Origin of the sequence: Curtobacterium sp. VKM Ac-1376, assembly GCF_015351025.1 — a bacterium.
Lineage (GTDB): Bacteria > Actinomycetota > Actinomycetes > Actinomycetales > Microbacteriaceae > Curtobacterium.
In genome coordinates this window covers 15,660-38,021 of record NZ_JADKRV010000019.1, presented here as the reverse complement: position 1 = coordinate 38,021, position 22,362 = coordinate 15,660, and the positions used below count along the sequence as shown (strand labels likewise).

Sequence of the window (22,362 nt, the reverse complement as noted above, 5' to 3'; positions counted from 1 at the left end):
CCGTCACGACGTCAGCCGCCGCGGTGGACGGTTCGCCCCGCGCGCACCGTGCGGACCACACGGGCCGCGGCGACCGACTGCAGGTCGGAGACGACCAGGTCGCGGTCGAACGCGACCAGGTCCCCCGGCGCGCCCGCGGCGAGCCGACCGGGACGGTCCACGTCGCCCAGGAGCGCGGAGGGCGCGACCGTCCACGCGGTGAGGACCTCGTCCACGGTGAGCGCCTGGGCGCTCCGCCAGCCCACCGCCGGCCCGAGGTCGGCGAACCGCCGGTACACGGCTGCGACGATCGAGCCCGGCAGGTCCGGCCACAGCAGGGGCAGGTCGGTGCCCGCCGTCACGGTGACGCGTGCGTCGACGAGGGACCGGAAGGCGTTGAACCCCTCGGCGCGGTCACCGAGGAGGTCGTCCATGAACGCGTCCGCTGCCGACGGGAAGAGCTGCAGGAACTGCAGGTAGACCTCCACCCCGACCCCGAGCGCCCGCATCCGCACGACGTCCTGCGGATGCACCAGGCTGGCGTCGGAGATCGTCCACCGCCGCGGCCGGTCCCGATCGTCCGCCAGCAGGTCGGCGAAGACGTCGAGCGAATGCCGCACCGCGCCGTCGCCGTCCGCGTTGAGCGTCAGCGGGATGCCGGCGGCGTCGACAGCGCGTGCGTCGTCGAGCAGCGTCTGCCAGTCGACGACGTCCACGGTCCCGTCCAGCAGCGTGGCGGTGCCGTCCGGCACGATGCCGTCGGTCATGAGCTTCACCCCGTGCACCCGAAGGCCCGGTGCGCGGTACCGTTCCCGCATCCGCTGGACCTCGTCGATGTCGATCCGCCGTCGGACGGGCTGCACGACCGCGGTCACCGTGAAGCCGAGGTCCTTGCCCTCGAGCGCGGGGAGCACGCCGAGGGAGTCGTCGAACACGACGTCCTTGATCGAGGTCACCCCGGCGCTCGCGAGCCGCCGGCCGGCTCGTCGGTAGGTGTCCACGACGATGCGGGGGTCCTCGGCCGCTGCGCTGAACACCGGTGCGAGGGACTCGTTGTCCGGGAACCCGTCACCGTCGCCGAACCGTGCGCGGGCTGCCGCGTTCCGCCATGCCTCGCCGGTGTCGGCGCCGAACCAGACGGTCGGCACGCCGGCGGTCGCTGCTTCGAACGCCGACCGGTCGACGACGGCATCGGCAGCACCGCGCCAGCCCCTGGCGAGCGCGACGCCGCCTACTCGGGCGTCTTCCGTCACCCAGCGCGCGAGCGCGTCGTCGGTCGTCGCGGCACCGGACAGGTCGGTCCCCCGCCCCTCGAGCACGGTGCCCGTGACGAAGGTGTGATTGTCGTGGAGCCCAGGCGTGAGGAAGGCCCCACAGAGGTCGACGTGCTCGGTGCCGGTACCGCGGTGTGCGCTGCCGTCGCCGGGCCCGCTCGCCGTGATGGTCCCGTCCTCGACCGCGACGAAGACGCCGCCGGTGAGGTGCCCGCCCGGACCCGTCCACATCGACTCGGCGGTGTACACGGTGCGGCCGCTCACGACCCCACCACCAGGCCGACGACCAGGAACGCGACGGCGGCGAGCACGAACGCGATCAGCTGGTAGACCAGGTTGCTCCGCCAGTGCGCGAACACGACGACGCGCGTGGAGAACGCGTTGAGGAGCCCGACGTCCGACGTGAGGCAGACCGTGGTTCCCCACAGGCCGGCGCACACCAGCGCGGCGATCGACATCTCCTGGTCCGCGCCGAGCTGCTGCGCGAGCGGGATCACGATCGGCAGCGCCAGGATGTACAGGCTCCAGTTGAGCGTGACGAGGAACTCGGTGATCCCGAAGAGCACGAAGAGCATGACCGGCAGCAGCGCCGGCGGGATCCCTGTGCCGATCGACTGGATGACGTAGGTGGTGAAGCCCAGGTCACCGATGCCGAGCACCAGGACGAACGCCGCCGCCATGATCACGGCCAGTGGCAGCATGTCCCGCATGCCCGCGAGCGCGGACTCGACGAAGTCGTCCGGCGAAACCGTCCGCTGGGCGACGTAGAGCACGCCCGCTGCCGCGAGCGCGATGAGCAGCCCGGTCTGGATCGAACCGAGCGCGATCGTCGCCGCGATGAGGACGAGCACGGGCAGGAAGAAGTTCCAGACCCGTCCGGTCGGCTCCGCGGTACGCTCCCCCGTCCCGTCCTCGACGAAGACGTTCGCCGACGGGTCGGCGAACGCCCGCTTCATCGGTCCGATCGGGGGGACGCCGCCCACCGCGGCGAGGACCGCGACGAGGACCGACGCCATCGGGAAGAACATGAACGGGATGAGCGCGGCGTACGCAGCGACCTGGTCGGTCTTCGTGGCGACGTGGTTGACCACCAGCAGACCGGCGACGAACACGCTGCCGGTCGCCACCGGGTTGAACGCCGATCCGGGGACCGCGGCAGAACGGACGAGGAACGCCGTGAACAGCCGAGGGGTGCGGAAGCGCTCGTTCACGGTCGCCATCGCCGCGCCCGACGTGCTCGTGGCGAGGTACGCGTCGTTGGACAGCGCCAGCGGGATCGCCAGGGTGACGATCTTCGCGGCGGTCGAGTTCCGGGCGAGCCTGGCTGCCCACCGTCCGAAGGCGGCGGACGCTCCGCTGCGGTCGAGCACCCCGATGAAGGCGCCGATGCTCAGCAGCACGATGATGAGCCAGAGGTTGTCCTCGGTCGTGAGCTGCTTGAACAGGGCTGCGTCGAACCCGTCGAGCAGGTCGCCGTGCTCGTACATGAACACGGCGAGGACGGCGCCCCAGATGAAGCCCTCGACGACGCGCTGGGTGACGAGCACGAAGACGAAGAGGGCGACCGGGGGGATGACGCTCCATGCCCCGTACCAGTCGGCGTGGGGACGGGTGCCGACGCCGATGACGACGAAGAGGACCGCCAGCCCGGCGTACACCAGGACGTTGCGGTACCGACGGAGGCCGGTGGCGCCGGCGGTGCTGACGCTCATGGTCGCGGTGATCGACATCAGAACCCCACCCCGTGGCCGAAGGCTCCCTCGGTCCGGCACTGCGCCGCGGCGTAGCGGGACGCCTCGGCCATCGCGGTCTCGACGAGCGTCGGCGCGGGGTGATCCCCCTTGGCCCACCCGGCGGCCAGCAGGGTGGTCGTCAGGGACGCGATGTACGCGTCACCGCACCCCATCGTGTCGAGCGTGTCCTCGACGCGTTCGGACGCCTGCCGGTGCACCCGGCTGCCGTCGTACGCGATCGATCCGTCGGGGCCGCGGGTCGCGACCACCAGTCCGACCCCCGCAGCCGACACGCGCTCCAGCAGCGCGACGATCTCGTCCTCGGTCTGCTCGGAGCAGGAGAAGAGCGCGAGGTCGAGCCCTGCGGCGAAGGGAGCGAGGTACTCGTCCGTCCGGAACTCGGGCTCCGCCGAGAAGTCGTACGTGACGAGCGCGTCGACGCCGAGCACCGCCGGCATCGACAGGGCGGTGCCGCCGTACACGCCGGAGTGGACCAGGTCCGCCTCGGCGAGGTGGGCGAGCAGCGCGGCGTCGACCTGCAGCGGTGACGACGTGGTGACGCCGCCCTCGTTCCAGTCGACGAACACCCGGTCTCCGTCGCGGAGTTCGACCGAGCACCAGCCGGTCTCGCCCTCGACGTCCTGGGCATGGTCGCGCTGCACGCCCTCGGCGTCCAGTGCGGCCTTCATGGCGTCGCCGAGGTCGTCCGTGCCGAAGACGCCGAGGTACTCGCTCTCGACGCCCAGCCGCGCGGCGAAGACGGCGTAGTTGACGCTGTTGCCGCCCGGGTAGAACGTCCTGCGGTCCAGGAACTTGTCGACGATGTTGTCGCCGTAACCGATGACCTTCATGAGCTCCGTTGCTCCTCTCGTGGTGGGGTGGGCCGGCTCAGTACTCGACGGTGCGGTAGTAGCGGCGGAGGTCGAGGTCGTGGTCGCGGACCCGCTCGAGCTGCACGCTGACGCGGTAGGTCACCGTGCCGAGGATGATCGTCGAGAAGTACCCACGGAGGTCCTCGTCGATGCCGTCGACCGCGTAGTCGTGCGTGTCGATGACGGTGACGTCGTCCGAGTAGCGGTCGGAGAACTTCCGCACGCGCTCCATGAGCGGGCGAGACTCGTCCTCGCCGAAGAACAGGACCAGGCTGGTGTCCCGCTCGATGAGCTCGAGCGACCCGTGGAAGAACTCGGCGCCGCTCACACGCGTCGTGCGCAGCCACTGCATCTCCTCGAGCACGCACATCGAGTAGTTGTAGGTGAAGCCCCAGAGCTCGCCGGCACCGACCAGGAAGTGGTAGTCGGTGGCAGCGTGCCGCTCCGCCCAGTCGGAGGCGAAGGGGTCAGCGGCGATCGCGACCGCGGGCAGACCCTCCGGCAGCGCGCGGGTCGCGTCGGCGAGCCGCTCGTAGTCCGCGAACTCGCCGCGACGGGACAGCAGGCTCGTGGTAAGCAGCAGCAGCTGCGTCGTGATCGACTCGGCTGCGGTGGCGTTGTCGGCCGGATTCACGACCACGTGGTCTGCGAGCTCCGCGAGGGTCGAGTCGGCATCGCCGGTGAGCCCGATCGTGGTGACCCCGCGGGCCTTGCAGTACTCGACCGCGGCGATCGTCTCGCCCGTGGTGCCCGAGAGCGACGAGAACACGGCGACGCTGCGAGCGCCGAGCATCGGCGGGTCGGTGAGGACGAGCTCGCCGGCGATGGCGGCTCGGACGGGCAGGGTCGAGTGGTTCTGCACGAGCCGCTCCATCGGCAGCATGGCGCCGTAGGACCCACCGGAGCCGATCAGGAAGAGGTTGTCGAACCCGGCGTCGGCGATCTCGGCCGTGATCTGCTCGATCCGGTCACGTTGCGCCACGGCGCCCGTCAGCACCGCGCGGTAGGCGTCAGCGTCGAACTTGATCATGATGCTCCTTTGCTCTGATACCGCTCTCACAGCGGCGATGTCGCTTATTGCATCGGATATGCCGCTGCCTGTCAAGCCAAACTGATACCGGTATCTGTTGGGGCGCGCAGCGAAGCCCGCCGGGGGCGCCGGCGGGCTTCGGGGGAAACGGGTGGCAGCGTTCGATCAGGCGTAGGGGTCGGGCGTCAGCGTGTACTTCGTCTCGAGGTACTCGTGGATGCCCTCGTGACCCCCCTCGCGCCCGAGGCCGGACTGCTTCACGCCGCCGAAGGGTGCCGCCGCGTTCGACACCACACCGACGTTCAAGCCCATCATCCCGGTCTCGACCAGGTCGATGAGTCGCTGCTGCCGTCGCGGGTCCTCCGTGTAGGCGTACGCGACCAAGCCGTACTCCGTGGCGTTGGCCAGACGGATCGCCTCGGCCTCGTTCGAGAACGTGGCGATCGGCAGGACAGGTCCGAAGATCTCCTCGCGGAGCACGTCGGAGCCGGGGGCCACGCCGGTGAGCACGGTCGGCTCGAAGAAGTGACCGGTGCCCTCGAGCACGGAACCACCTGTCAGCACCTCGGCACCACGGCTGACGGCGTCCCGGACCATGACGTCGGCCTTCGAGACAGCGTCGGCGTCGATCAGCGGACCGATGTCCACCGCCTGGTCGGTACCGCGGCCGATCCGGTACGCGGAGACGCGCTCGGTGAGACGCCGAGCGAACTCGTCCGCGACGGACTCGTGGACGTGGAAGCGGTTGGCCGCGGTGCAGGCCTGTCCGGTGTTCCGGAACTTGGCCGCGAGCGCGCCCTCCACCGCCCGGTCCAGGTCCGCGTCCTCGAAGACCAGGAACGGCGCGTTCCCGCCGAGTTCCATGCTGGTCTTGAGCACCGTGCCCGCCGCCTGTCGCAGCAGGCGCACCCCGACCTCGGTGGAGCCGGTGAAGGAGAGCTTCCGGAGTCGCGGGTCCGCGATGATCGGTGCCGAGAGCGCTCCACTGTGCGACGTCGCGACGACGTTCACGACGCCGTCAGGCAGCCCGGCCTCCTCGAGCAGCTGGACGAGGAAGAGCGTCGTCAGGGGGGTGAGCGCCGGCGGCTTGATCACGACCGTGCAGCCGGCGGCGAGGGCGGGGGCGATCTTCCGCGTCGCCATCGCGAGGGGGAAGTTCCACGGTGTGATGAGGAACGCGGGACCGACCGGCCGGTGGGAGACGATCATCCGGCCGGTGCCCTCGGGCGTGGAGCCGTACCGCCCGTCGATCCGGACGGCCTCCTCACCGAACCACCGCAGGAACTCGCCGCCGTACGCGACCTCGCCCCGTGCCTCCCGGATGGGCTTGCCCATCTCCAGGGTCATGAGGAGCGCGAGGTCCTCCGCGTGCTGCTGGACGAGGTCGAACGTGCGGCGCAGCACCTCCGCTCGCACGCGGGGCGCTGTCCGCGCCCAGGCGTCCTGCGCGGCGACCGCCGCGTCGAGCGCACGGCTGCCGTCCTCGACGCTCGCGTCCGCGACCTCGGCGATGACATCGCCGGTCGCCGGGTCGTGCACCGAGAACGTCTCGCCGGCGCTGGCGTCCTGCCAGGAGCCGCCGATGAACAGCCCGGTCCGGACGCGTCCGAGCAGGTCCTGCTCGTCCGCGACGGCCAGGGCGTTCACAACGACGCCCCCAGCTTGAAGCCGGTGTCGACGTCGTCCTTCCGCGTGTAGGAGAACCCGTCCGCGCCGACCGTCACCGCCATCTCGCTCGCGTCGGTGCGCTGCTCGACCGGCTGCGGGTTGCCGTCGAGGTCGAGCACGAGCGACGCGTCGGTGTACCAGGACGGCACGACCGGGTTGCCCCACCAGTCGCGTCGCTGGTTGTCGTGGACGTCCCACGTGACGACCGGGTTGTCCGGGTCACCCGTGTAGTAGTCCTGCGTGTAGATCTCGACGCGGTGGCCGTCGGGGTCCCGGATGTAGAGGTAGAACGCGTTCGAGACGCCGTGGCGGCCGGGGCCGCGTTCGATCACGTCCGAGCGACGGAGCGCACCGAGCTTGTCGCAGATGGCGAGGATGTTGTGCTTCTCGTGGGTCGAGAACGCGATGTGGTGCAGGCGCGGCCCGTCGCCACCGGTCAGCGCGGTGTCGTGCACGGTGTCCTTCCGACGGAGCCACGCGGCGTACGTGGTGCCCTCATCGTCCTGGATGTCCTCCGTCACGCGGAAGCCGAGGTCCTCCAGGTAGGCCCGTCCCCTGGGGACGTCCGGGGTGACCTGGTTGAAGTGGTCGAGACGGACGAGTGCGCCCGGCGTGTACAGGTCGTACCGCCACGCGAGCCGTTCGACGTGTTCGACCTCGTGGAAGAACTCGTACGGGAACCCCAGGGGGTCGGTGACGCGGACGGCGTCGCCGATGCCCTTCACGAAGCCGTCGCGCTTGCGCTCGGTGCGGCAGCCGCGTGCCTGGAACCAGGCCTCGGCGAGGTCGACGTCCTCGGGCGTCCGGACGCGGAACGCGAACGCGGCGGCCGCGGCGACGGGACCCTTGCGGAGGACGAGGTTGTGGTGGATGAACTCCTCGAGCGAGCGCAGGTAGATCGCGTCCTCGGTCTCCTCGGTCACCGTGAGGCCGAGGACGTCGACGTAGAACTCGCGTGAGCGCTGCAGATCGGTGACGACCAGGTCGAGGTAGGCGCAGCGGACGATGTCCGGCGGGGTGAGGGTCTCGGTGTTCGACATTGAACCGTTCCTTTCGTGGGCCGAGCGCTCAGGCGCCGACGGTGCTCGCGTTGGACGCGCCGAACTTAGGGGTGTGCACCGGCGCGAGGGAGATGTGGACGGCCTGCTGGTCGGAGTAGAAGTCGAGGGAGCGGTACCCGCCCTCGTGCCCGAGCCCGGACGCCTTGACCCCGCCGAACGGGGTGCGCAGGTCGCGGACGTTGTGCGAGTTGAGCCACACCATGCCGGCGTCGATCGACTGAGCGAGGGTGTGGGCGCGTTCGAGGTCGGACGTCCAGACGTAGGCCGCCAGACCGTACTTCACATCGTTGGCCAGCTCGAGGGCTTCCTCGTCGCTGTCGAACGGAGTGATCGCGACGACCGGGCCGAAGATCTCCTCCTGGAAGATCCGCGCAGTCCGGGGGACGTCCACGAACACGGTCGGCCGCACGTAGTTGCCGGTCTCGAGTCCCTCGGGGCGACCACCGCCGGCGACGAGTCGGCCCTCCTGCTTTCCGATCTCGATGTAGCCCGTGACCTTGTCGTAGTGCTCGGGGTGCACGAGCGCGCCCACCTCGGTCTCGGGGTCGTGCGGGTTGCCGACACGGATGTTCTCCGCACGCTCGGCGTACCGGGTCACGAAGTCGTCGTAGACAGCTCGCTCGACCAGGATCCGGCTGCCAGCGGTGCAGCGTTCGCCGTTCAGCGAGAAGACGCCGAACACGGTCGAGTCGATCGCGGCGTCGAGGTCGGCGTCCGCGAACACGATCGCCGGACTCTTGCCCCCGAGCTCCATCGAGAGTCCCTTGAGGGTCGGGGCGGCATTGGCGAAGATGAGCTGCCCGGTGCTGGACTCCCCCGTGAAGGAGATCAGCTGGACGTCGTCGTGCTTGACCAGGGCGTCGCCCGCTTCCTCCCCCAGGCCGTTGACCAGGTTGAAGACGCCGTCGGGCACACCGGCTTCGCGGAAGATGTCTGCCCAGAGACTGGCGGACAGCGGGGTGAACTCGGCCGGCTTGAGGACGACGGTGCAGCCGGAGGCCAGTGCCGGAGCCAGCTTCCAGCTCTCGAGCATGAACGGCGTGTTCCACGGTGTGATCAGCCCCGCGACGCCCTTCGGCTTACGGTTGACGTAGTTGACCTGCTTGCCCGGCACCTTGTAGGTGTCGTCGATCTGCGCGACGATCAGGTCCGCGAAGAACCGGAAGTTCTCGGCGGCGCGTCGCGCCTGCCCGAGCGCCTGCGTGATCGGGAGACCGGAGTCGAACGTCTCGAGCTCGGCGAGCCGGGAATCGCGGGACTCGACGATGTCGGCGATCCTGTTGAGGATCCGGTTGCGCTCGCGCGGCAGCAGGTGCGGCCACGGGCCCTCGTCGAACGCGCGACGGGCGGCGGCGACGGCACGGTCGATGTCCGCCTGCTTGCCCGCAGCGGCCTGCAGGTAGGTCTGGTTCGACACCGGGTCGAGCACGTCGAAGGTGTCGCCGTCGAGGCTGTCGACGAACTCGCCGTCGATGAAGTGCTGGATCCGGGCGGGCAGGTCGGCTGGGACGTGCTGTGCGGTCGTCGAGTCCTCGGTCGGGGTGGTGGTCATGTCAGTTCCCTCCTGTGGTCGCTGCGGTCGCCTTCTCGGGCACCGGAGACAGGTACTGCTCACCCTCGGCCAGCAGCGCGCGGATCGTCACGAGGCCCGCGTCGGTCGGTGTGATGAGCGGTGGACGGACGTACGAGGACGCGATTAGTCCGCGCTGCTCGAGCACCCACTTGACGGGTGCGGGGTTGGTCTCGACGAACAGCAGGTCGACCAGCGGGTGCAGGCCGTAGTGGATGTCGAGCGCGTCGTCCAGTCGGCCCTCGCGGTAGGCCGTGTACATCTGCTTCGTCGCCGCGGGGGCGATGTTCGCGGTGGCACTGACGAAGCCCGTGCCTCCGAGCGTGAGCAACGGCAGGCAGAGCAGCTCGATCCCGGACCACACGAGCAGGTCACGACCGGCTGCGTGGATGGTGCGCGAGAAGTGCTCGAAGTCCTTCGTGGTCTCCTTGATCCCGACGAAGTTCGGCACGTCCCGGAACAGGCGCCCGACCGTCTCGGGGGCGATCCCCACCGCTGTCCGGCTCGGGACGTTATAGGCGATGATCGGCAGGTCGGGGTACTCCTCGGCCACTGTCTTGTACCAGACGTACAGCGCCTCCTGCGTGGGACGGGCGTAGTACGGCGTGATGACGAGCGCCGCGTCGACGCCGGCGTCGTGGGCGGCGCCGGTCAGCTCGATCGTCTCGGACAGCTTGGCGGACCCCGTGCCCGGCACGACCGGTACACGGCCTTCGGCGGCTCGGATCACGGTGCGGATGGCATCGGCGCGCTCATCGATGGTCTGCGCGCTCGGCTCGCCGGTCGACCCGCCGATGGAGATGCCGTCGGAGCCCTGCGAGATCTGCCAGTCGACGAGGCCAGCGAGGCTGACGTGGTCGACGACGCCTTCCGCGGTGAACGGGGTCACCACGGGGGCGATGGAGCCGGTCAGCTCCTGTGGGCGGGTGCGCCAGGCGCCTGGTGCGGTGGTCATGGTGGTTCCTTCCGTCGTGTTCGGTTCAGATCGACGCGGTGTCGGTGGTCGGACTGGAGGCTCGGTGCCGGTAGCGCTCACGCCACTCGCCCGTCATCGGGTACAGCCCGTCGACCGGGGCACCTTGAGCCACCTGCTCGGCGATCCAGGCCTCCTCGATCTCCTGTTCGAGCGCGGCGTCGAGCACCTCGTCGAGCAGTGCCGGCGGGATGACGAGCACTCCGTCGTCGTCGCCGACGACGACGTCGCCCGGCTGGACGGTGGTGCCGCCGCAAGTGATCGTGAGGTCGGTGTCCCAGGGAACGTGCTTCCGCCCGAGGACGGCGGGGTGCGTGGCGCCGGAGAACGTCGGGATGTCGAGCTCGGCGACCCCGGCCGCGTCGCGGACGCCGCCGTCGGTGACGATGCCCGCGGCGCCGAGGACCTGGGCGCGGAGCGCGAGGATGTCCCCCACCGTCCCGCTGCCGTGTTCGCCGCGGGCCTCGATGACGAGCACGTCGCCGGGGCGCAGAGCGTCGAAGGCCCGCTTCTGGGCGTTGTACCCACCGCCGTGGCTCCGGAAGAGGTCTGGACGGGCCGGCACGAACCGGAGCGTGCGGGCGCGTCCGATGAGCTTCTGTCCAGGGTGGTTCGTGCGCACGCCGTCGACCGACAGGTCGTCGTAGCCGTGCTTGCGCAGCTGGGAGGCGAGCGTGGCGACACTCACGCTGCGGAGTCCGTCGAGGTGCGCTTCGGTCAGGCGGAACGGTTCCGGGTCGGCGGGCAGCCCAGCCGCTCCCCGACTGCCCCACGCCTCCGCACGTTGATGGTCGTCGACAACCGGCTGCGCGCTCGTGACGGGCAACGGGTCGGACCCTTGTACGACGGTGGTCCGCAGACGGCCGGACGTCTGATCAGTGCCGGGCACGTCGACCTCGACCTCCACGGTCTGGCCGGGTCCGACGACGCTGGAGCCCGCTGGCGTCCCGGTCAGCACCACGTCGCCGGGCTCGAGCGTGATGAGCTGGGAGACGTCGGAGACCAGGCGCCCGAAGGGGAAGACCACGGTGGCGGCCGAGTCGTCCTGGACGACCTCGCCGTCGACCCATGTGCGGACACGGAGCGTGGCGGGGTCGAGTCCGTCGGTCGGGATCAGCCGAGGGCCGATCGGCGTGTACCCGTCGCCGCCCTTCGACCGCAGGTTCGAGCCCTTGTCGGCGGCCCGGAGGTCGTACACCCCGAGGTCGTTCGACGCGGTGACGGCCGCGACGTACGACCAGCCCTCGTCCGCGCCGACGCGATGGGCGGTGCGCCCGATCACGAGTGCGATCTCTCCCTCGAACGCGAGCAACTCCGTGCCCGCGGGCCGCTCGACGACCCCGTCACCGACGCCGAGCGACGTGACCGGCTTGAGGAAGTACGACGGGGCGGCCGGGGTCCGACCACGCTGCGCGATGCGCGATGGGTAGTTGAGGTGGATCGCCACGATCTTGCCCGGGCGGCCGACCAGGGGGTGGCGGAACAGCGCGTCGGGGTGCGCTTCGTCTCCGGAACGGACTTCGTCGTTCGTCATGAGCAACACCGTATATGATTTCGTATCTGCCAGCAACCCGGATTGACCACGCGCCCCACCGTCGTGTGGGATCGTTGACCAACCGACCGACGAGGACCGACATGACCGACACCGTCTCGACGAGCAAATCCCAGCTTGCCTACGAGTGGATCCACGAGCGGATCGTGGGCCACCGTTTCACGCCGGGCTACCGTCTCGTCCTCAGTCAGATCGCCGCCGAGCTCGGCGTCAGCGTGGTGCCCGTCCGCGAGGCCATCCGTCGGCTCGAGGCCGAGGGACTCGTCACGTTCGAGAAGAACGTCGGCGCGCAGGTCGCCCTGGTCGACGAGGACGAGTACGTGACCACGATGCAGACCCTCGCCGTGGTCGAGGGAGCCGCCACCGGCTTCTCCACGCCATTCACCACGCCGGCCGACATCGCCGAGGCGCGTCGCGTGAACGAGGAGATGCGGGCCTCGCTCGACCGCTTCGACCCGCACCGCTTCACCGAGCTGAACGAGCAGTTCCACGCAGCGCTCTTCGCACGCTGTCCGAACGAGCACATCGTCGACCTGGTCCACCGCGGGTGGTCGCGCCTGCGGATGCTCCGCGACTCGACCTTCAGCTTCGTCCCGGGCCGCGCTCAGCAGTCGGTGGCCGAGCACGACCGGCTGCTCGACCTCGTCGAGTCGCGCGCCGATGCGCTCGAGGTCGAGCTCGCAGCGCGTCGGCACCGTCTCGCCACCCTCGACGCGTTGCTGGCGATGCAGCACGGCTGATCGGTCGCGACCCAGATCACCGGGCTACGACGCGTGGCAGGACCCGGGTCGACCCGGTGATCGCGCCGTGCGCCTGCTCCTCCTCGTGCTCCGGCCCGAGCAGCATTCCCCGGCGGTCGCGAAGCAGCAGGGTCGCGATGAGTGCGATCACGGCCATGCCGGCCAGGTACAGCGCGACCGACCGGGTCGTTCCGGTCGCCTGCACGAGCGAGGTCGCGATGGCCGGGGCGAACGCGCCGCCGAGGATCGCTCCGAGCGCGTAGGAGATCGACACACCGGAGAACCGAACCGACGCCGGGAACAGCTCGGCGAAGAACGCCGCCTGGGGCCCGTAGGTCAGGCCGATGCCGACGGTGAAGAGAGCGAGCCCGAGGAAGAGCAGGCCGATCTCACCGGTGTCGACGAGGGCGAAGAGCGGGAACACCATCGCGAGGAGCACGATCCAGCCGATGGCGTAGGTGACCTTCCGACCGATGCGGTCCGAGATCCACCCGCCGAACCACGTGGTTGCGACCCACAGCACCGCCGAGGCGGTGACCGCGAGCAGGACTGGCTCGCGCTCGAGGGCAACCGGGCCGTCCGGGTTCGTGGCGTACGCCTGGATGTACCCGCCGGTCGTCATGTAGCCGGCGGCGCTGTTGCCCGCGAAGGTCAGCGCGGCGAGCAGGACGAGCAGGGCGTGCCGGCGGAACAGCGCCACGATCGGGACACTCCCCCGCTCCCGGCGTGCGGCGATGGCCCGGAAGACCGGGCTCTGCTCCACGCTCCTGCGGACGACGTACCCGACTGCGACGAGCACGACGCTCAGGAGGAACGGGGCTCGCCACCCCCAGGCGAGGAACGCGTCACCCGGCGCCACGACACCCATGATCGCGAGCATCCCGGAGGCGAGAAGGAGCCCGAGGGGCACGCCCATCTGCGGGAACGCGCCGACGGCGCCATGGGCACGCGGCTCCGCGTGCTCGACGGCCATGAGGACGGCGCCGCCCCACTCCCCACCAGCGGCCAGGCCCTGGACGATGCGCAGGAGCACGAGCACGATCGGGGCGGCGACACCGATGCTGGCGTAGGTCGGCAGCAGGCCGATGAGCGTCGTCGCACCGCCCATCATGAACAGCGTCGTGACGAGCACCGTCCGACGGCCGACTCGGTCACCGAGGTGGCCCGCGATGAACGCACCGAGGGGTCGGAACAGGAAACTGATCCCGACCGAGGCGAACGCCAGCAGCACCGACACGCTCGATCCGGCAGGCTCGAAGTAGGCGGCGCCGAACACGAGACCTGCAGCGCTGGCGTAGAGGAAGAAGTCGTACCACTCGACGGTGGTCCCGACGACGGTGGCGACGGCGACGCGGCGTTGCGCGCGTCGGATCAGAGCGGTTGAGACATCCGGGACTCCTTTGTCCGGTCGACGTTGACATCGCGATCGTATATGACAACGTGCACGATGCGGGCAGCCTCCGTGCCGTCAATGTGCAGCCGCTGCAGCGCGCTGGACGCGCTCGACGGCGTGCTCCAGCCGGGCGCCGATGGTGGCGTCCTCCACCGTCGTGTCGATGAAGACCACGGCGAGCGCCGCAGCAGCCCATCCCGGGACGCTGAGGGGCACAGCGACCGAGCGGAGGCCCGGGATCACCTCCCCCGATGATGCCTGCCACGACGGCTTCGCCGTGTCGCCGTCGAGTGCGCGCGCGATCGCGAGGCCCGGCGCACCCACGCCGAGCGGGTGACGTGTACCGGGGTGCTGTGCGACGCTCACCACGGCCCGGGGTGGTTCGATGCTCTCCAGCGTCACGCACTCGCCGTGGTCGTGGACCACCACGAAAGCGGTCATCCCGAGCTCGGTGGCGACCTCGGCCAGGACCGGCTCGACCACGGCCCGGACACCGGAGTCGATGCCACGCGCGAGCGCTGCCAGCCGGAGACCGAGCCGCAGCAGACCCTCCGCGCCCCGCACGACGAGCCCGTGCGCTTCAAGGGTGCGTACGAGGCGGTACACGACGGAGCGGTGCAGGCCGAGCCGGTTCGCCAGGCCGTCGATCGAGAGGGGGCCGACGTCGGCGAGCACCTCCAGCACGGCGATGCCGCGCGACAGGGTCTGGGACGGGGCGTCCAGGGCGCGGGGTTCGGAGGACGGCATGGCGCTCACGCTACCGGGCGTGACGTCGGGACTCTGGGTCACGCCGCCCGGGTGACGGCTGTCCCGACGGTGGTGCGGGACGCGCTCGGGTGCGGCGCCGTGCCCTCGTGGTCGTGCCAAAGGCGGGACCGGAGCGCCGCGAGGTGCTCGTGCAGCTCCGGGGGCACTGATTCGCCGAGTTGGCCGAAGAACTCGTCTGTCCGTGCGCACTCGTCGAGCCAGCTCTCCGGGTCCACTGCGAACAAGGCCGCGAGCGTGTCGTCCCCGAGTGTGAGCCCGTCGAGGTCCAGGGCCCCGGCCACAGGACGCAGGCCGAGCCCGGTCTCCTCAGCGTCGGCCGCGCCGTGCACGCGGTCGGCGATCCACGCGAGGACCCGGACGTTCTCGCCGAACCCCGGCCACAGGAAGGAGCCGTCGTCGCCCTTGCGGAACCAGTTGACCTGGAAGATCCGCGGAGCGTGCTCACCGAGCCGTGCCCCGACGTCGAGCCAGTGCTGCCAGTGGTCGCCCATGTCGTAGCCGACGAAGGGGAGCATGCCGAAGGGATCGCGCCGGAGCACGCCAAGTGCTCCCTCCTGTGCCGCGGTCGTCTCGGAGGAGACGGTGGCGCCGACGAAGACGCCGTGGGTCCAATCCCGCGCCTCGGTCACGAGGGGGACGTTGGTGGCACGTCGGCCGCCGAAGACGATCGCGTCGATCGGCACACCGTCCGGCTCGGCCCAGCTGTCCGCGAGCGTGCGGCACTGCTGGACCGGGACTGTGAAGCGTGCGTTCGGGTGTGCTGCTGGCCGTCCGGCGCCCGGCGTCCAGTCCTGCCCGCGCCAGTCGGTGAGGTGCGCAGGCGGCTCCGGGGTGCGGCCCTCCCACCACACGTCCCCGTCGTCGGTCAGGGCGACGTTCGTGAAGATCGTGTGCTTCCGGATGGTGTCGACCGCCACCGGGTTGGACGCTTCGTTCGTGCCGGGGGCGACCCCGAAAAAACCGGCCTCGGGGTTGATCGCCCACAGTCTGCCGTCTGCTCCTGGTCGGAGCCAGGCGATGTCGTCGCCGATCGTCTCGACGCGCCATCCTGGCAGGGTCGGTTGCAGCATCGCCAGGTTGGTCTTGCCGCAGGCGCTCGGGAAGGCCGCGGCGACGTGGGTGATGCGCCCGTCGGGCGACGTGAGCCGGAGCACCAGCATGTGCTCGGCGAGCCATCCGCCATCCCGTCCGAGGACGCTCGCGATCCGCAGCGCGAAGCACTTCTTCGACAGGAGCGCGTTGCCGCCGTACCCGGAGCCGTAGGACCAGATCGCCCGCTCCTCCGGGAAGTGAGCGATGTACTTGACGGGGTTGCTCGGCCAGGGCACGTCCTCACGCCGGGTCCCGTCTCCCTTCCGGAGCGGGAATCCGACACTGTGTACACCTGCGACCCATGGAGTGTCCGGTCCGATCTCGGCCAGCGCGTCGTCGCCGACGCGTGCCATCACGGTCAGCGAGAGCGCGGCGTACGCCGAGTCGGTCACCTGCACGCCGAGCTGGGAGATGGCGCCGCCGACCGGACCCATCGAGTAGGGCACCACGTACATGGTCCGGCCGCGCATGCTCTCGGCGAAGCGGCGGTCGAGCTCGTTGTGCGCCTCGCGCGGGTCCCACCAGTTGTTGGTCGGCCCGGCCTCGCGTGCGGTACGGGAGCAGACGAAGGTCCGGTCCTCGACTCGAGCGACGTCGTCCGGGTCGGACCGCGCGAGGAAGCTGTCCGGCCGCAGCGCCGGGTCGAGTCGGAGGAGCGCGCCGGACTCCACCATGCCGGTGGTCAGTCGCTCCCACTCGTCGTCCGCACCGGTGAGCCACACGACGTCGTCGGGACGGGCCAGGCGGACGATGCGGGCGACCCACTCCGCGAGCGACCGGTTCGCGACGCCGTGGTGCCACACGCCGTCCGGCACGTCGGGAAGCCGTGGGACCGGCAGTGGCGGGTAACGGTGCTGGTGTAGTGCGGGGGTGGTCGTGAGCGTCGACATCGTCGCTCCTCCTCGTCTTCCGTCGATTGTTTAGAGTCTCGACCGTCGGAGTCCGAGGCGTATACGATCCAGCGAAGAACATTCCGAGGATTTCCGTTTCTCGGAACACCATCGGCGAAGGGGCCGACGTGCACGACGACACCTCCACTCCACTCCGGATCGGGCTGCGCATCCGGCACCTCCGCACGATGGCGGGTCTCACCCTCCGTGGACTCGCCGAGCGGGTCGGTCTCGCGGCCAGCCAGCTCTCGCTGGTGGAGAACGGTCGTCGCGAACTCAGGCCGTCGGTGCTCGAGCGGATCGCCGCAGCACTCGAGGTCCCCGTGATGGAGTTGCTGCGCCCGGAACCACCCTCGGAACGAGCGCGGCTCGAGCTCGAGCTCGACCGGCTGCAGCGCACGCCCATCGCGAGCCGGCTCGACGTCCCCCACATCGAGGTGCGGCGATCGCTCCCGGACGACGCGCTCGCGACGATCGTCGCTCTGCTCGGTGAGCTCGAGCGCCGCACCCGGGAGTCGCTCGCCACACCGGAGGCGGCGCGCCGGGCGATGGTCGAGCTCCGGCTGGAGGGGCAGCGGCTGGACAACTACCGCGAGGAGATCGAGGACCGGGCCGCCGACCTGATGGACTCCATCGAACGGCCGCTGGGTCCCCTCACACACCACACCGTCTCCCGTCTCGCGCAGCACCTGGGCTTCGAACTCGTCTTCGTCGACGACCTGCCGAATGCGGCCAGGAGCGTGACCGACCTCGAGCACGGACGCATCTATCTGCCGCCGGCATCGACACCGGGCGGCCACGGCCTCCGGAGCCTCGCGCTCCAGGCGCTGGCGCACCGGCTGCTCGAGCACCGCGAGCCAGTCGACTACGCCGACTTCCTGCGTCAGCGGATCGAGATCACGACCTTCGCTGCGGCGTGCCTTGTGCCGCGGGACACCGCGGTGCCGTTCCTCCGCGCGGCGAAGGACCGCAGAGACATCGCCCTCGAAGACCTCAGGGACGCCTTCGGTGTGACTCACGAGACGGCGGCGCACCGGTTCACCAGCCTCGCGACCCGGTTCCTCGACCTCCCCGTGCATTTCCTCCGCGTCAGGCGATCGGGTGCAATCGTCAAGGGCTACGAGAACGACGGCATCGAGCTGCCCACCGACGCGGGCGGCGGGATCGTCGGGCAGGTCATCTGCGCGAGGTCGGCCGCCAGGACGGCCTTCGCCCACCGCAACCGGACCCGCGAGCACTACCAGTACACCGACACTCCACGCGGGACCTTCTGGTGCAGCGCGCAGACCGGCACGGACGACGATGAGTTCTCGATCACTCTCGGGACCCCGTTCGCGCACGCCAAATGGTTCCGTGGTCGTGAGACGACGAACCGGGAACGGTCGACCTGCCCGGACCCGTCCTGCTGCCGTCGTCCCGCCGCTGCGCTCGAGGCGCGGTGGCACGACCGAGTGTGGCCGAGCGCCAGGCTCGGGGAACACGTCCTCGCGCCGCTGCCGACCGGCCGGTTCCCCGGCGTCGACGACGCCGAGGTCTACCGCTTCCTCGAGGCGCACGCGGAGCTGTGACCGCGACGCCCCAGTACGCGGCAGTGCCCGGCACCGTCGCCGGTGCCGGGCACTGCCGGATCCTCAGTACGCGATGACCTTCGGTGCGGCGACGGCCTTCAGTCCGGCCACGCCGAACTCTTGCCCGTAGCCCGACGCCTTCGTCCCACCGAACGGCACGCGCGGGTCGAGCGTGCCGTGCTTGTTGATCCACACGGTGCCGGCGGCCAGGCGCTTCGCGACCGCGAGCGCCTCGTCGCGGTCTGCACTCCAGACCGAGGCACCGAGACCTTGTTCGGACGCGTTCGCCCGGCGGACTGCGTCGTCGACCTCGTGGTAGCGCAGCACGGGGATCGCTGGCCCGAACTGTTCCTCATCCACCAGGGATGTCCCGTCCTCGACGTCGGCGACGACGGTGGCGCGGTAGAACAGGGGGCCGAGTTCCGGTGCAGGTTCACCACCGGCCACGACGCGACCGCCCGCAGCACGGGCGTCCTCGACGAGCCGCGACACGATGTCGAACTGCTGCTGGTTCTGCAACGGGCCGAGCACGTTCCCTGGGACGAGACCGTTGCCCATCGGCATCGTCCGCGCACGCTCGGCGAGTGCGTCGACCACCTCGTCGTACACCGAGTCGTGGACGTACAGGCGCTTCAGTGCGGCGCAGGTCTGGCCGGTGTTGATGAAGATCCCCCAGAAGAGGTCGTCTGCGATCGCGGCAACGTCCGCTCCGGGGAGCACGATGCCGGCGTCGTTGCCGCCGAGCTCGAGCGTGAGTCGTGCGAGGTTGCTGGCGGAGGCCTCGACGATGCGACGCCCCGTCGCCGTCGACCCCGTGAACATGATCTTGTCGACGTCCGGGTGCTTCGTCAGGGCCGATCCGATGCCCCGGTCGGCGACGATCACCGAGAGCACGCCCTCTGGCAGGTGACGGTTGTAGACCTCGGCCAGTGCGAGCACCGAGAGCGGCGTGTACTCGGACGGTTTGAGGACGACGGTGTTGCCCATGCGCAGTGCCGGGGCGATCTGCCAGACCGCGATCATCACGGGCCAGTTCCAGGGTCCGATGGCAGCGACGACCCCGAGCGGGTCGTGGTGCACCTCGGCGCGCTGCCCACCGTCGTCGACGACGACCTCGGGCTCGAGCGGGATGTCGGCCGCGCTCCGGGTCCACACGGCCGCGGCACCGATCTCGAACCGGGCGTTCGGACCGTCGAGCGGCTTGCCCTGCTCGCGGGACAGGATCACCGCGAGCTCCTCGGCGCTCGCCTCGATCTCCGTGGCTATCGCGTTCAGGACGCGCGAGCGTTCCTCGTGCCCGAGCGCGGCCCAGGCAGGCTGAGCGCTGCGCGCCCGCCGGACGAGGGTGTCCAGGTGCGCGGGGTCGTGGACCGGGGCGTGCCCGATGGTCTCCCGGGTTGCCGCGTCGGGGATCGCCCTCCCGTGGTCCGCGGGGACCGTGATCGACTCCAGGATGGTCGACGTCGTCGTCGTCATGACAACCTCCTCGTTGCAGTGTCGACGCAATCTTCCGTCGCTGGCCACCACGCGTCACGCGGGCATCGGTCGGCGTGCGCGCGTGGTCAAGGACCGTGCGCGGTGAGCCGAACGTGCCCGGCGTCGCCGCCGGGAGGATGACCAGGACACCGTCCCGACTCGACGAGGAGGACCAGGATGGACGACATCACACGTGCAACGAGTACGAGTACGAGTACGAGTACGAGTACGAACACCGGGCTCGATCGACGAAAGCTCGGCGTCCCCGCCATCACGTTCATGATCATCGCCGCATCGGCCCCGCTGACCGTCCTGGCCGGTGGCGTGACCACGACGTTCGCGGTGACCGGGGTACTGGGCGTGCCGCTGGCCTACGTCCTGTTGGGCGTCGTGCTCGCACTGTTCGCGGTCGGGTACGCCGCGATGAGCCGCACCGTCGTGAACGCCGGGGCCTTCTACGCGTACATCGCGCAGGGCCTCGGCCGGCCGGCCGGCGTCGGCGCATCGATCACCGCGCTCATCTCGTACAACATGATGCAGATCGGCATCTACGGCATGTTCGGGTACACCGTGTCGTCACTCCTGGCGACGTGGCTCGGCCTCGACGTGCCCTGGTGGGTCGGCGTCGTCGTGTGCATCGGAGTCGTCGGCGTCCTCGGCGTCAACCGCGTCGACCTGTCGGCCAAGGTCCTCGGCGTGCTCGTGGCGGCGGAGTTCGTCGTCGTCATCGCGTTCGACGTCGGCGGGTTTATCGTCGCACCGGAGGGTCGCTCGGCCGCACCGCTCGGTCCGCAGGACCTCTTCGTCGAGGGGTTCGGCGCCGTCCTCGCGTTCGGCATCGCGGCCTTCATGGGCTTCGAGAGCGCCGCGATCTACGGGGAGGAGGCGAAGGACCCGAAGCGGACGGTCGGTCGCGCGACCTTCGTGGCTGTCGGCATCATCGCGGTCTTCTACGCGCTGTCGTCGTGGGCGATGATCGTCGGGACCGGCGTCGGCGCCGTGGTCGACGAGTCCGCCAGGCAGGGGCCGGACCTGGTCTTCACGTTCCTGGCGAAACACCTCGGAGGGGTCGTCGGCGATGTCGGTCACGTGCTCTTCCTGACGAGTCTGTTCGCAGCACTCGTCAGCTTCCACAACGCGGTCGCCCGCTACGGGTACTCACTCGGACGCGAGGGCGTGCTCCCGGCCCGGCTCGCCGAGGTCCGTTCGACCAGCGGAGCGCCCTGGTTCGCTTCGGTCTGCCAGACGGTGCTCGCATTGGTCGTGGTCGTCGCCTTCGCGATCGCCGGGACAGCCTGGACACCGCCCGAGGGCGCTCCGGCCGCGCTCTTCCCGGTGCTGACGCTGTTCTCGTGGCTCACGAACGCGGGGGCCCTCGGTCTGGTCCTGCTCATGGCGGTGACGAGCGTCGCTGTGATCGGGTACTTCCGACGACACGACCACCCTGTCGGGGTCTGGCAAGCGGTCGTCGCGCCGGTCGTCTCAGCGGTCGCGCTGTTCACCGTCTTCGTGCTCATCGTCGTCAACTTCACGGTGTTGCTGACCAGCGACCCCGCGGCTCCCCCGACCGCCGCGTCGTTCCTCCTGCCGGCGATCGCCGTCGTCCCGGCCTTCTTCGGGGTCGGGTACGGTCTGTGGCTGCGGCGCGCACGGCCCGATGTGTACCAGCAGATCGGCCACGGTGTCACGGCGAGCGTCCCGATCGTCGGCGACGGACTCGACGACGCGACCCTCACGGCTGACAGCGCCGCGATCCGCCCTCAGGCCGGACGGGTGCGGAGGGACCGCGGCGGACAGCCGTAGGTCGCGCGGAAGAGCCTGCTGAAGTGCGTCGGGTCGACGAAGCCCCAGTGGGACGCGATAGCGGCGACCGGCTGGTTTGACAGGGCGGGGTCGAGCAGGTCCGCCCGGCAGCGTTCGAGCCGTCGTCCGCGGAGCCATCCGGACACCGTCTCCCCCTGTTCGTGGAACAGCGCGTGCAGTTGGCGTGTGGAGACGAAGTGCGCCGCGGCGACCGAACCTGGGGCCAGGTCCGGATGCGACAGCCGGTCCTCCATCCAGCGCTTGCAGCGTTCGACGAGCTCGCGACGGGGATCCGGCGAGGGGCCGGCCCGTTCGGCGACGAGCGTCGACACGAGTTCGACGGTGCTGTGGGCGATCCGGACACCTGCCGGTCCGTCCAGGTCGGCGAGGTGCATCGGCAACCGGGCGACGAAGGGACGGACGAGGTCGGCGACGCCGGCCTCGCCTCCCATTCGCACCGCGGTCAGCTCGTCGACGCGGTGACGCGGGAGCCCGAGCCCGCGGCGAGGGAACATCAGGACCACCATCGAGAACGGTTCATCCGTCTCCAGGAGGTACGGCCGGTTCGTCTCGTACAGGGTCAGGTCGCCGGGGCTGAGCACGGCTTCACGGCCGTCCTGGGCGATGATCGCCCGGCCGGCGAGCAGCAGACTGAGTTTGTACGAGCCGTCGACTTCGTTCGGCACGCCCTCGGGTTCCCGGACCACCCTGTGCGGCTGGGCCACGACCTCGGTCACACTGAGGTCGGCCGCGCGCCCGGACCGGAGCCGCCCCCAGAACGCGCCGTGCTGCGGACGCTCGACCCGCAGGGGGACGAAAGCCGCTGTGACGGCCTGCGCGAACAGACCCGGGTCTCGGGTCGTCGAGACCGCGTGCGCGTCGGCGGTCCTGGTCGTCTGCTTCACGTGCACCTCACTCGG

The 22,362-nt window shown here is 70.2% G+C and carries 17 protein-coding genes; 3 read left to right on the top strand and 14 right to left on the bottom strand.

The annotated features are described in order from the left end of the window. Positions 1 to 11: 11 nt before the first annotated feature. The 9 genes from ITJ56_RS15855 to ITJ56_RS15815 all read right to left on the bottom strand — a co-directional run bounded on the left by ITJ56_RS15855 (position 12) and on the right by ITJ56_RS15815 (position 11,694). Positions 12 to 1,517 (bottom strand): amidohydrolase family protein, encoded by a 1,506-nt coding sequence (locus ITJ56_RS15855; RefSeq protein WP_194631592.1) that lies wholly within the window; start codon positions 1,515 to 1,517, stop codon positions 12 to 14. Next, on the bottom strand, positions 1,514 to 2,965 hold the full coding sequence (locus ITJ56_RS15850) for a Na+/H+ antiporter NhaC family protein (protein ID WP_228518052.1): 1,452 nt from the start codon (positions 2,963 to 2,965) through the stop codon (positions 1,514 to 1,516). Before ITJ56_RS15850 ends, ITJ56_RS15855 begins: the two co-directional genes overlap by 4 nt. Before the next feature lie 17 nt (positions 2,966 to 2,982). Next, positions 2,983 to 3,837 (bottom strand): PfkB family carbohydrate kinase, encoded by an 855-nt coding sequence (locus tag ITJ56_RS15845; RefSeq protein WP_194631590.1) that lies wholly within the window; start codon positions 3,835 to 3,837, stop codon positions 2,983 to 2,985. A 37-nt stretch (positions 3,838 to 3,874) separates the two neighbouring features. Continuing rightward, positions 3,875 to 4,888 carry an SIS domain-containing protein gene (locus tag ITJ56_RS15840; RefSeq protein WP_194631589.1) on the bottom strand — a complete coding sequence of 338 codons (1,014 nt, stop codon included), beginning with the start codon at positions 4,886 to 4,888 and terminating at the stop codon, positions 3,875 to 3,877. 165 nt (positions 4,889 to 5,053) lie between these two features. Continuing rightward, positions 5,054 to 6,526 (bottom strand): NAD-dependent succinate-semialdehyde dehydrogenase, encoded by a 1,473-nt coding sequence (locus ITJ56_RS15835; protein WP_194631609.1) that lies wholly within the window; start codon positions 6,524 to 6,526, stop codon positions 5,054 to 5,056. Positions 6,527 to 6,531: 5 nt separating this feature from the next. Continuing rightward, a complete protein-coding gene (gene hpaD, locus ITJ56_RS15830; protein ID WP_194631588.1) occupies positions 6,532 to 7,596 on the bottom strand; it encodes a 3,4-dihydroxyphenylacetate 2,3-dioxygenase in 1,065 nt (354 codons plus the stop codon). Positions 7,597 to 7,624: 28 nt separating this feature from the next. Then, positions 7,625 to 9,169, bottom strand: a complete 1,545-nt coding sequence (gene hpaE / locus ITJ56_RS15825; RefSeq protein ID WP_194631587.1) for a 5-carboxymethyl-2-hydroxymuconate semialdehyde dehydrogenase — start codon at positions 9,167 to 9,169, stop codon at positions 7,625 to 7,627. Position 9,170: 1 nt separating this feature from the next. Further along, positions 9,171 to 10,142, bottom strand: coding sequence for a 4-hydroxy-tetrahydrodipicolinate synthase (gene dapA / locus ITJ56_RS15820; RefSeq protein ID WP_194631586.1), 972 nt, complete (start codon positions 10,140 to 10,142; stop codon positions 9,171 to 9,173). A gap of 25 nt (positions 10,143 to 10,167) precedes the next feature. Continuing rightward, the gene (locus tag ITJ56_RS15815; RefSeq protein WP_194631585.1) at positions 10,168 to 11,694 is read right to left on the bottom strand and encodes a fumarylacetoacetate hydrolase family protein; all 1,527 of its coding nucleotides are present in this window, start codon (positions 11,692 to 11,694) and stop codon (positions 10,168 to 10,170) included. Positions 11,695 to 11,795: 101 nt separating this feature from the next. Between ITJ56_RS15815 and ITJ56_RS15810 the strand changes: the two genes are divergently transcribed. Further along, a complete protein-coding gene (locus ITJ56_RS15810) occupies positions 11,796 to 12,452 on the top strand; it encodes a GntR family transcriptional regulator (protein ID WP_194631584.1) in 657 nt (218 codons plus the stop codon). A gap of 16 nt (positions 12,453 to 12,468) precedes the next feature. On the opposite strand, the gene ITJ56_RS15805 is transcribed toward ITJ56_RS15810, so the two are convergent. The 3 genes from ITJ56_RS15805 to ITJ56_RS15795 all read right to left on the bottom strand — a co-directional run bounded on the left by ITJ56_RS15805 (position 12,469) and on the right by ITJ56_RS15795 (position 16,595). Beyond that, positions 12,469 to 13,827, bottom strand: coding sequence for an MFS transporter (locus ITJ56_RS15805; protein ID WP_194631608.1), 1,359 nt, complete (start codon positions 13,825 to 13,827; stop codon positions 12,469 to 12,471). A gap of 93 nt (positions 13,828 to 13,920) precedes the next feature. Beyond that, the gene (locus tag ITJ56_RS15800) at positions 13,921 to 14,592 is read right to left on the bottom strand and encodes an IclR family transcriptional regulator (RefSeq protein ID WP_194631583.1); all 672 of its coding nucleotides are present in this window, start codon (positions 14,590 to 14,592) and stop codon (positions 13,921 to 13,923) included. A gap of 38 nt (positions 14,593 to 14,630) precedes the next feature. Beyond that, complete coding sequence (locus ITJ56_RS15795) at positions 14,631 to 16,595, bottom strand: phosphoenolpyruvate carboxykinase (GTP) (RefSeq protein WP_194631582.1); 1,965 nt, start codon at positions 16,593 to 16,595, stop codon at positions 14,631 to 14,633. Between the two features lie 128 nt (positions 16,596 to 16,723). On the opposite strand from ITJ56_RS15795, the gene ITJ56_RS15790 reads away from it, so the two are divergent. Then, entirely contained in the window at positions 16,724 to 18,163 is a 1,440-nt protein-coding gene (locus tag ITJ56_RS15790; RefSeq protein WP_323749844.1) for a helix-turn-helix domain-containing protein, read from the top strand. Between the two features lie 63 nt (positions 18,164 to 18,226). Here the strand turns inward: ITJ56_RS15790 and ITJ56_RS15785 are convergent, their stop codons facing one another. Continuing rightward, the gene (locus ITJ56_RS15785; protein ID WP_194631581.1) at positions 18,227 to 19,639 is read right to left on the bottom strand and encodes an aldehyde dehydrogenase family protein; all 1,413 of its coding nucleotides are present in this window, start codon (positions 19,637 to 19,639) and stop codon (positions 18,227 to 18,229) included. Positions 19,640 to 19,816: 177 nt separating this feature from the next. Between ITJ56_RS15785 and ITJ56_RS15780 the strand changes: the two genes are divergently transcribed. Then, entirely contained in the window at positions 19,817 to 21,442 is a 1,626-nt protein-coding gene (locus ITJ56_RS15780; RefSeq protein ID WP_228518051.1) for an APC family permease, read from the top strand. Here the strand turns inward: ITJ56_RS15780 and ITJ56_RS15775 are convergent. Continuing rightward, the gene (locus ITJ56_RS15775; protein WP_323749843.1) at positions 21,400 to 22,347 is read right to left on the bottom strand and encodes a helix-turn-helix domain-containing protein; all 948 of its coding nucleotides are present in this window, start codon (positions 22,345 to 22,347) and stop codon (positions 21,400 to 21,402) included. The two genes, ITJ56_RS15780 and ITJ56_RS15775, sit on opposite strands and share 43 nt — an antisense overlap. Between the last annotated feature and the right edge of the window lie 15 nt (positions 22,348 to 22,362).

What these genes read in the sequence shown, in the direction of transcription:
- ITJ56_RS15845 (WP_194631590.1), bottom strand. Translation starts at nt 3,837, where the DNA reads ATGAAGGTCATCGGTTACGGCGACAACATCGTCGACAAGTTCCTGGAC.
- ITJ56_RS15795 (WP_194631582.1), bottom strand. Translation starts at nt 16,595, where the DNA reads ATGTCGACGCTCACGACCACCCCCGCACTACACCAGCACCGTTACCCG.
- ITJ56_RS15815 (WP_194631585.1), bottom strand. Translation starts at nt 11,694, where the DNA reads ATGACGAACGACGAAGTCCGTTCCGGAGACGAAGCGCACCCCGACGCG.
- ITJ56_RS15850 (WP_228518052.1), bottom strand. Translation starts at nt 2,965, where the DNA reads ATGAGCGTCAGCACCGCCGGCGCCACCGGCCTCCGTCGGTACCGCAAC.
- ITJ56_RS15780 (WP_228518051.1), top strand. Translation starts at nt 19,817, where the DNA reads ATGGACGACATCACACGTGCAACGAGTACGAGTACGAGTACGAGTACG.
- ITJ56_RS15810 (WP_194631584.1), top strand. Translation starts at nt 11,796, where the DNA reads ATGACCGACACCGTCTCGACGAGCAAATCCCAGCTTGCCTACGAGTGG.
- ITJ56_RS15840 (WP_194631589.1), bottom strand. Translation starts at nt 4,888, where the DNA reads ATGATCAAGTTCGACGCTGACGCCTACCGCGCGGTGCTGACGGGCGCC.
- hpaD (WP_194631588.1), bottom strand. Translation starts at nt 7,596, where the DNA reads ATGTCGAACACCGAGACCCTCACCCCGCCGGACATCGTCCGCTGCGCC.
- ITJ56_RS15785 (WP_194631581.1), bottom strand. Translation starts at nt 19,639, where the DNA reads ATGACGACGACGACGTCGACCATCCTGGAGTCGATCACGGTCCCCGCG.
- ITJ56_RS15800 (WP_194631583.1), bottom strand. Translation starts at nt 14,592, where the DNA reads ATGCCGTCCTCCGAACCCCGCGCCCTGGACGCCCCGTCCCAGACCCTG.
- hpaE (WP_194631587.1), bottom strand. Translation starts at nt 9,169, where the DNA reads ATGACCACCACCCCGACCGAGGACTCGACGACCGCACAGCACGTCCCA.
- dapA (WP_194631586.1), bottom strand. Translation starts at nt 10,142, where the DNA reads ATGACCACCGCACCAGGCGCCTGGCGCACCCGCCCACAGGAGCTGACC.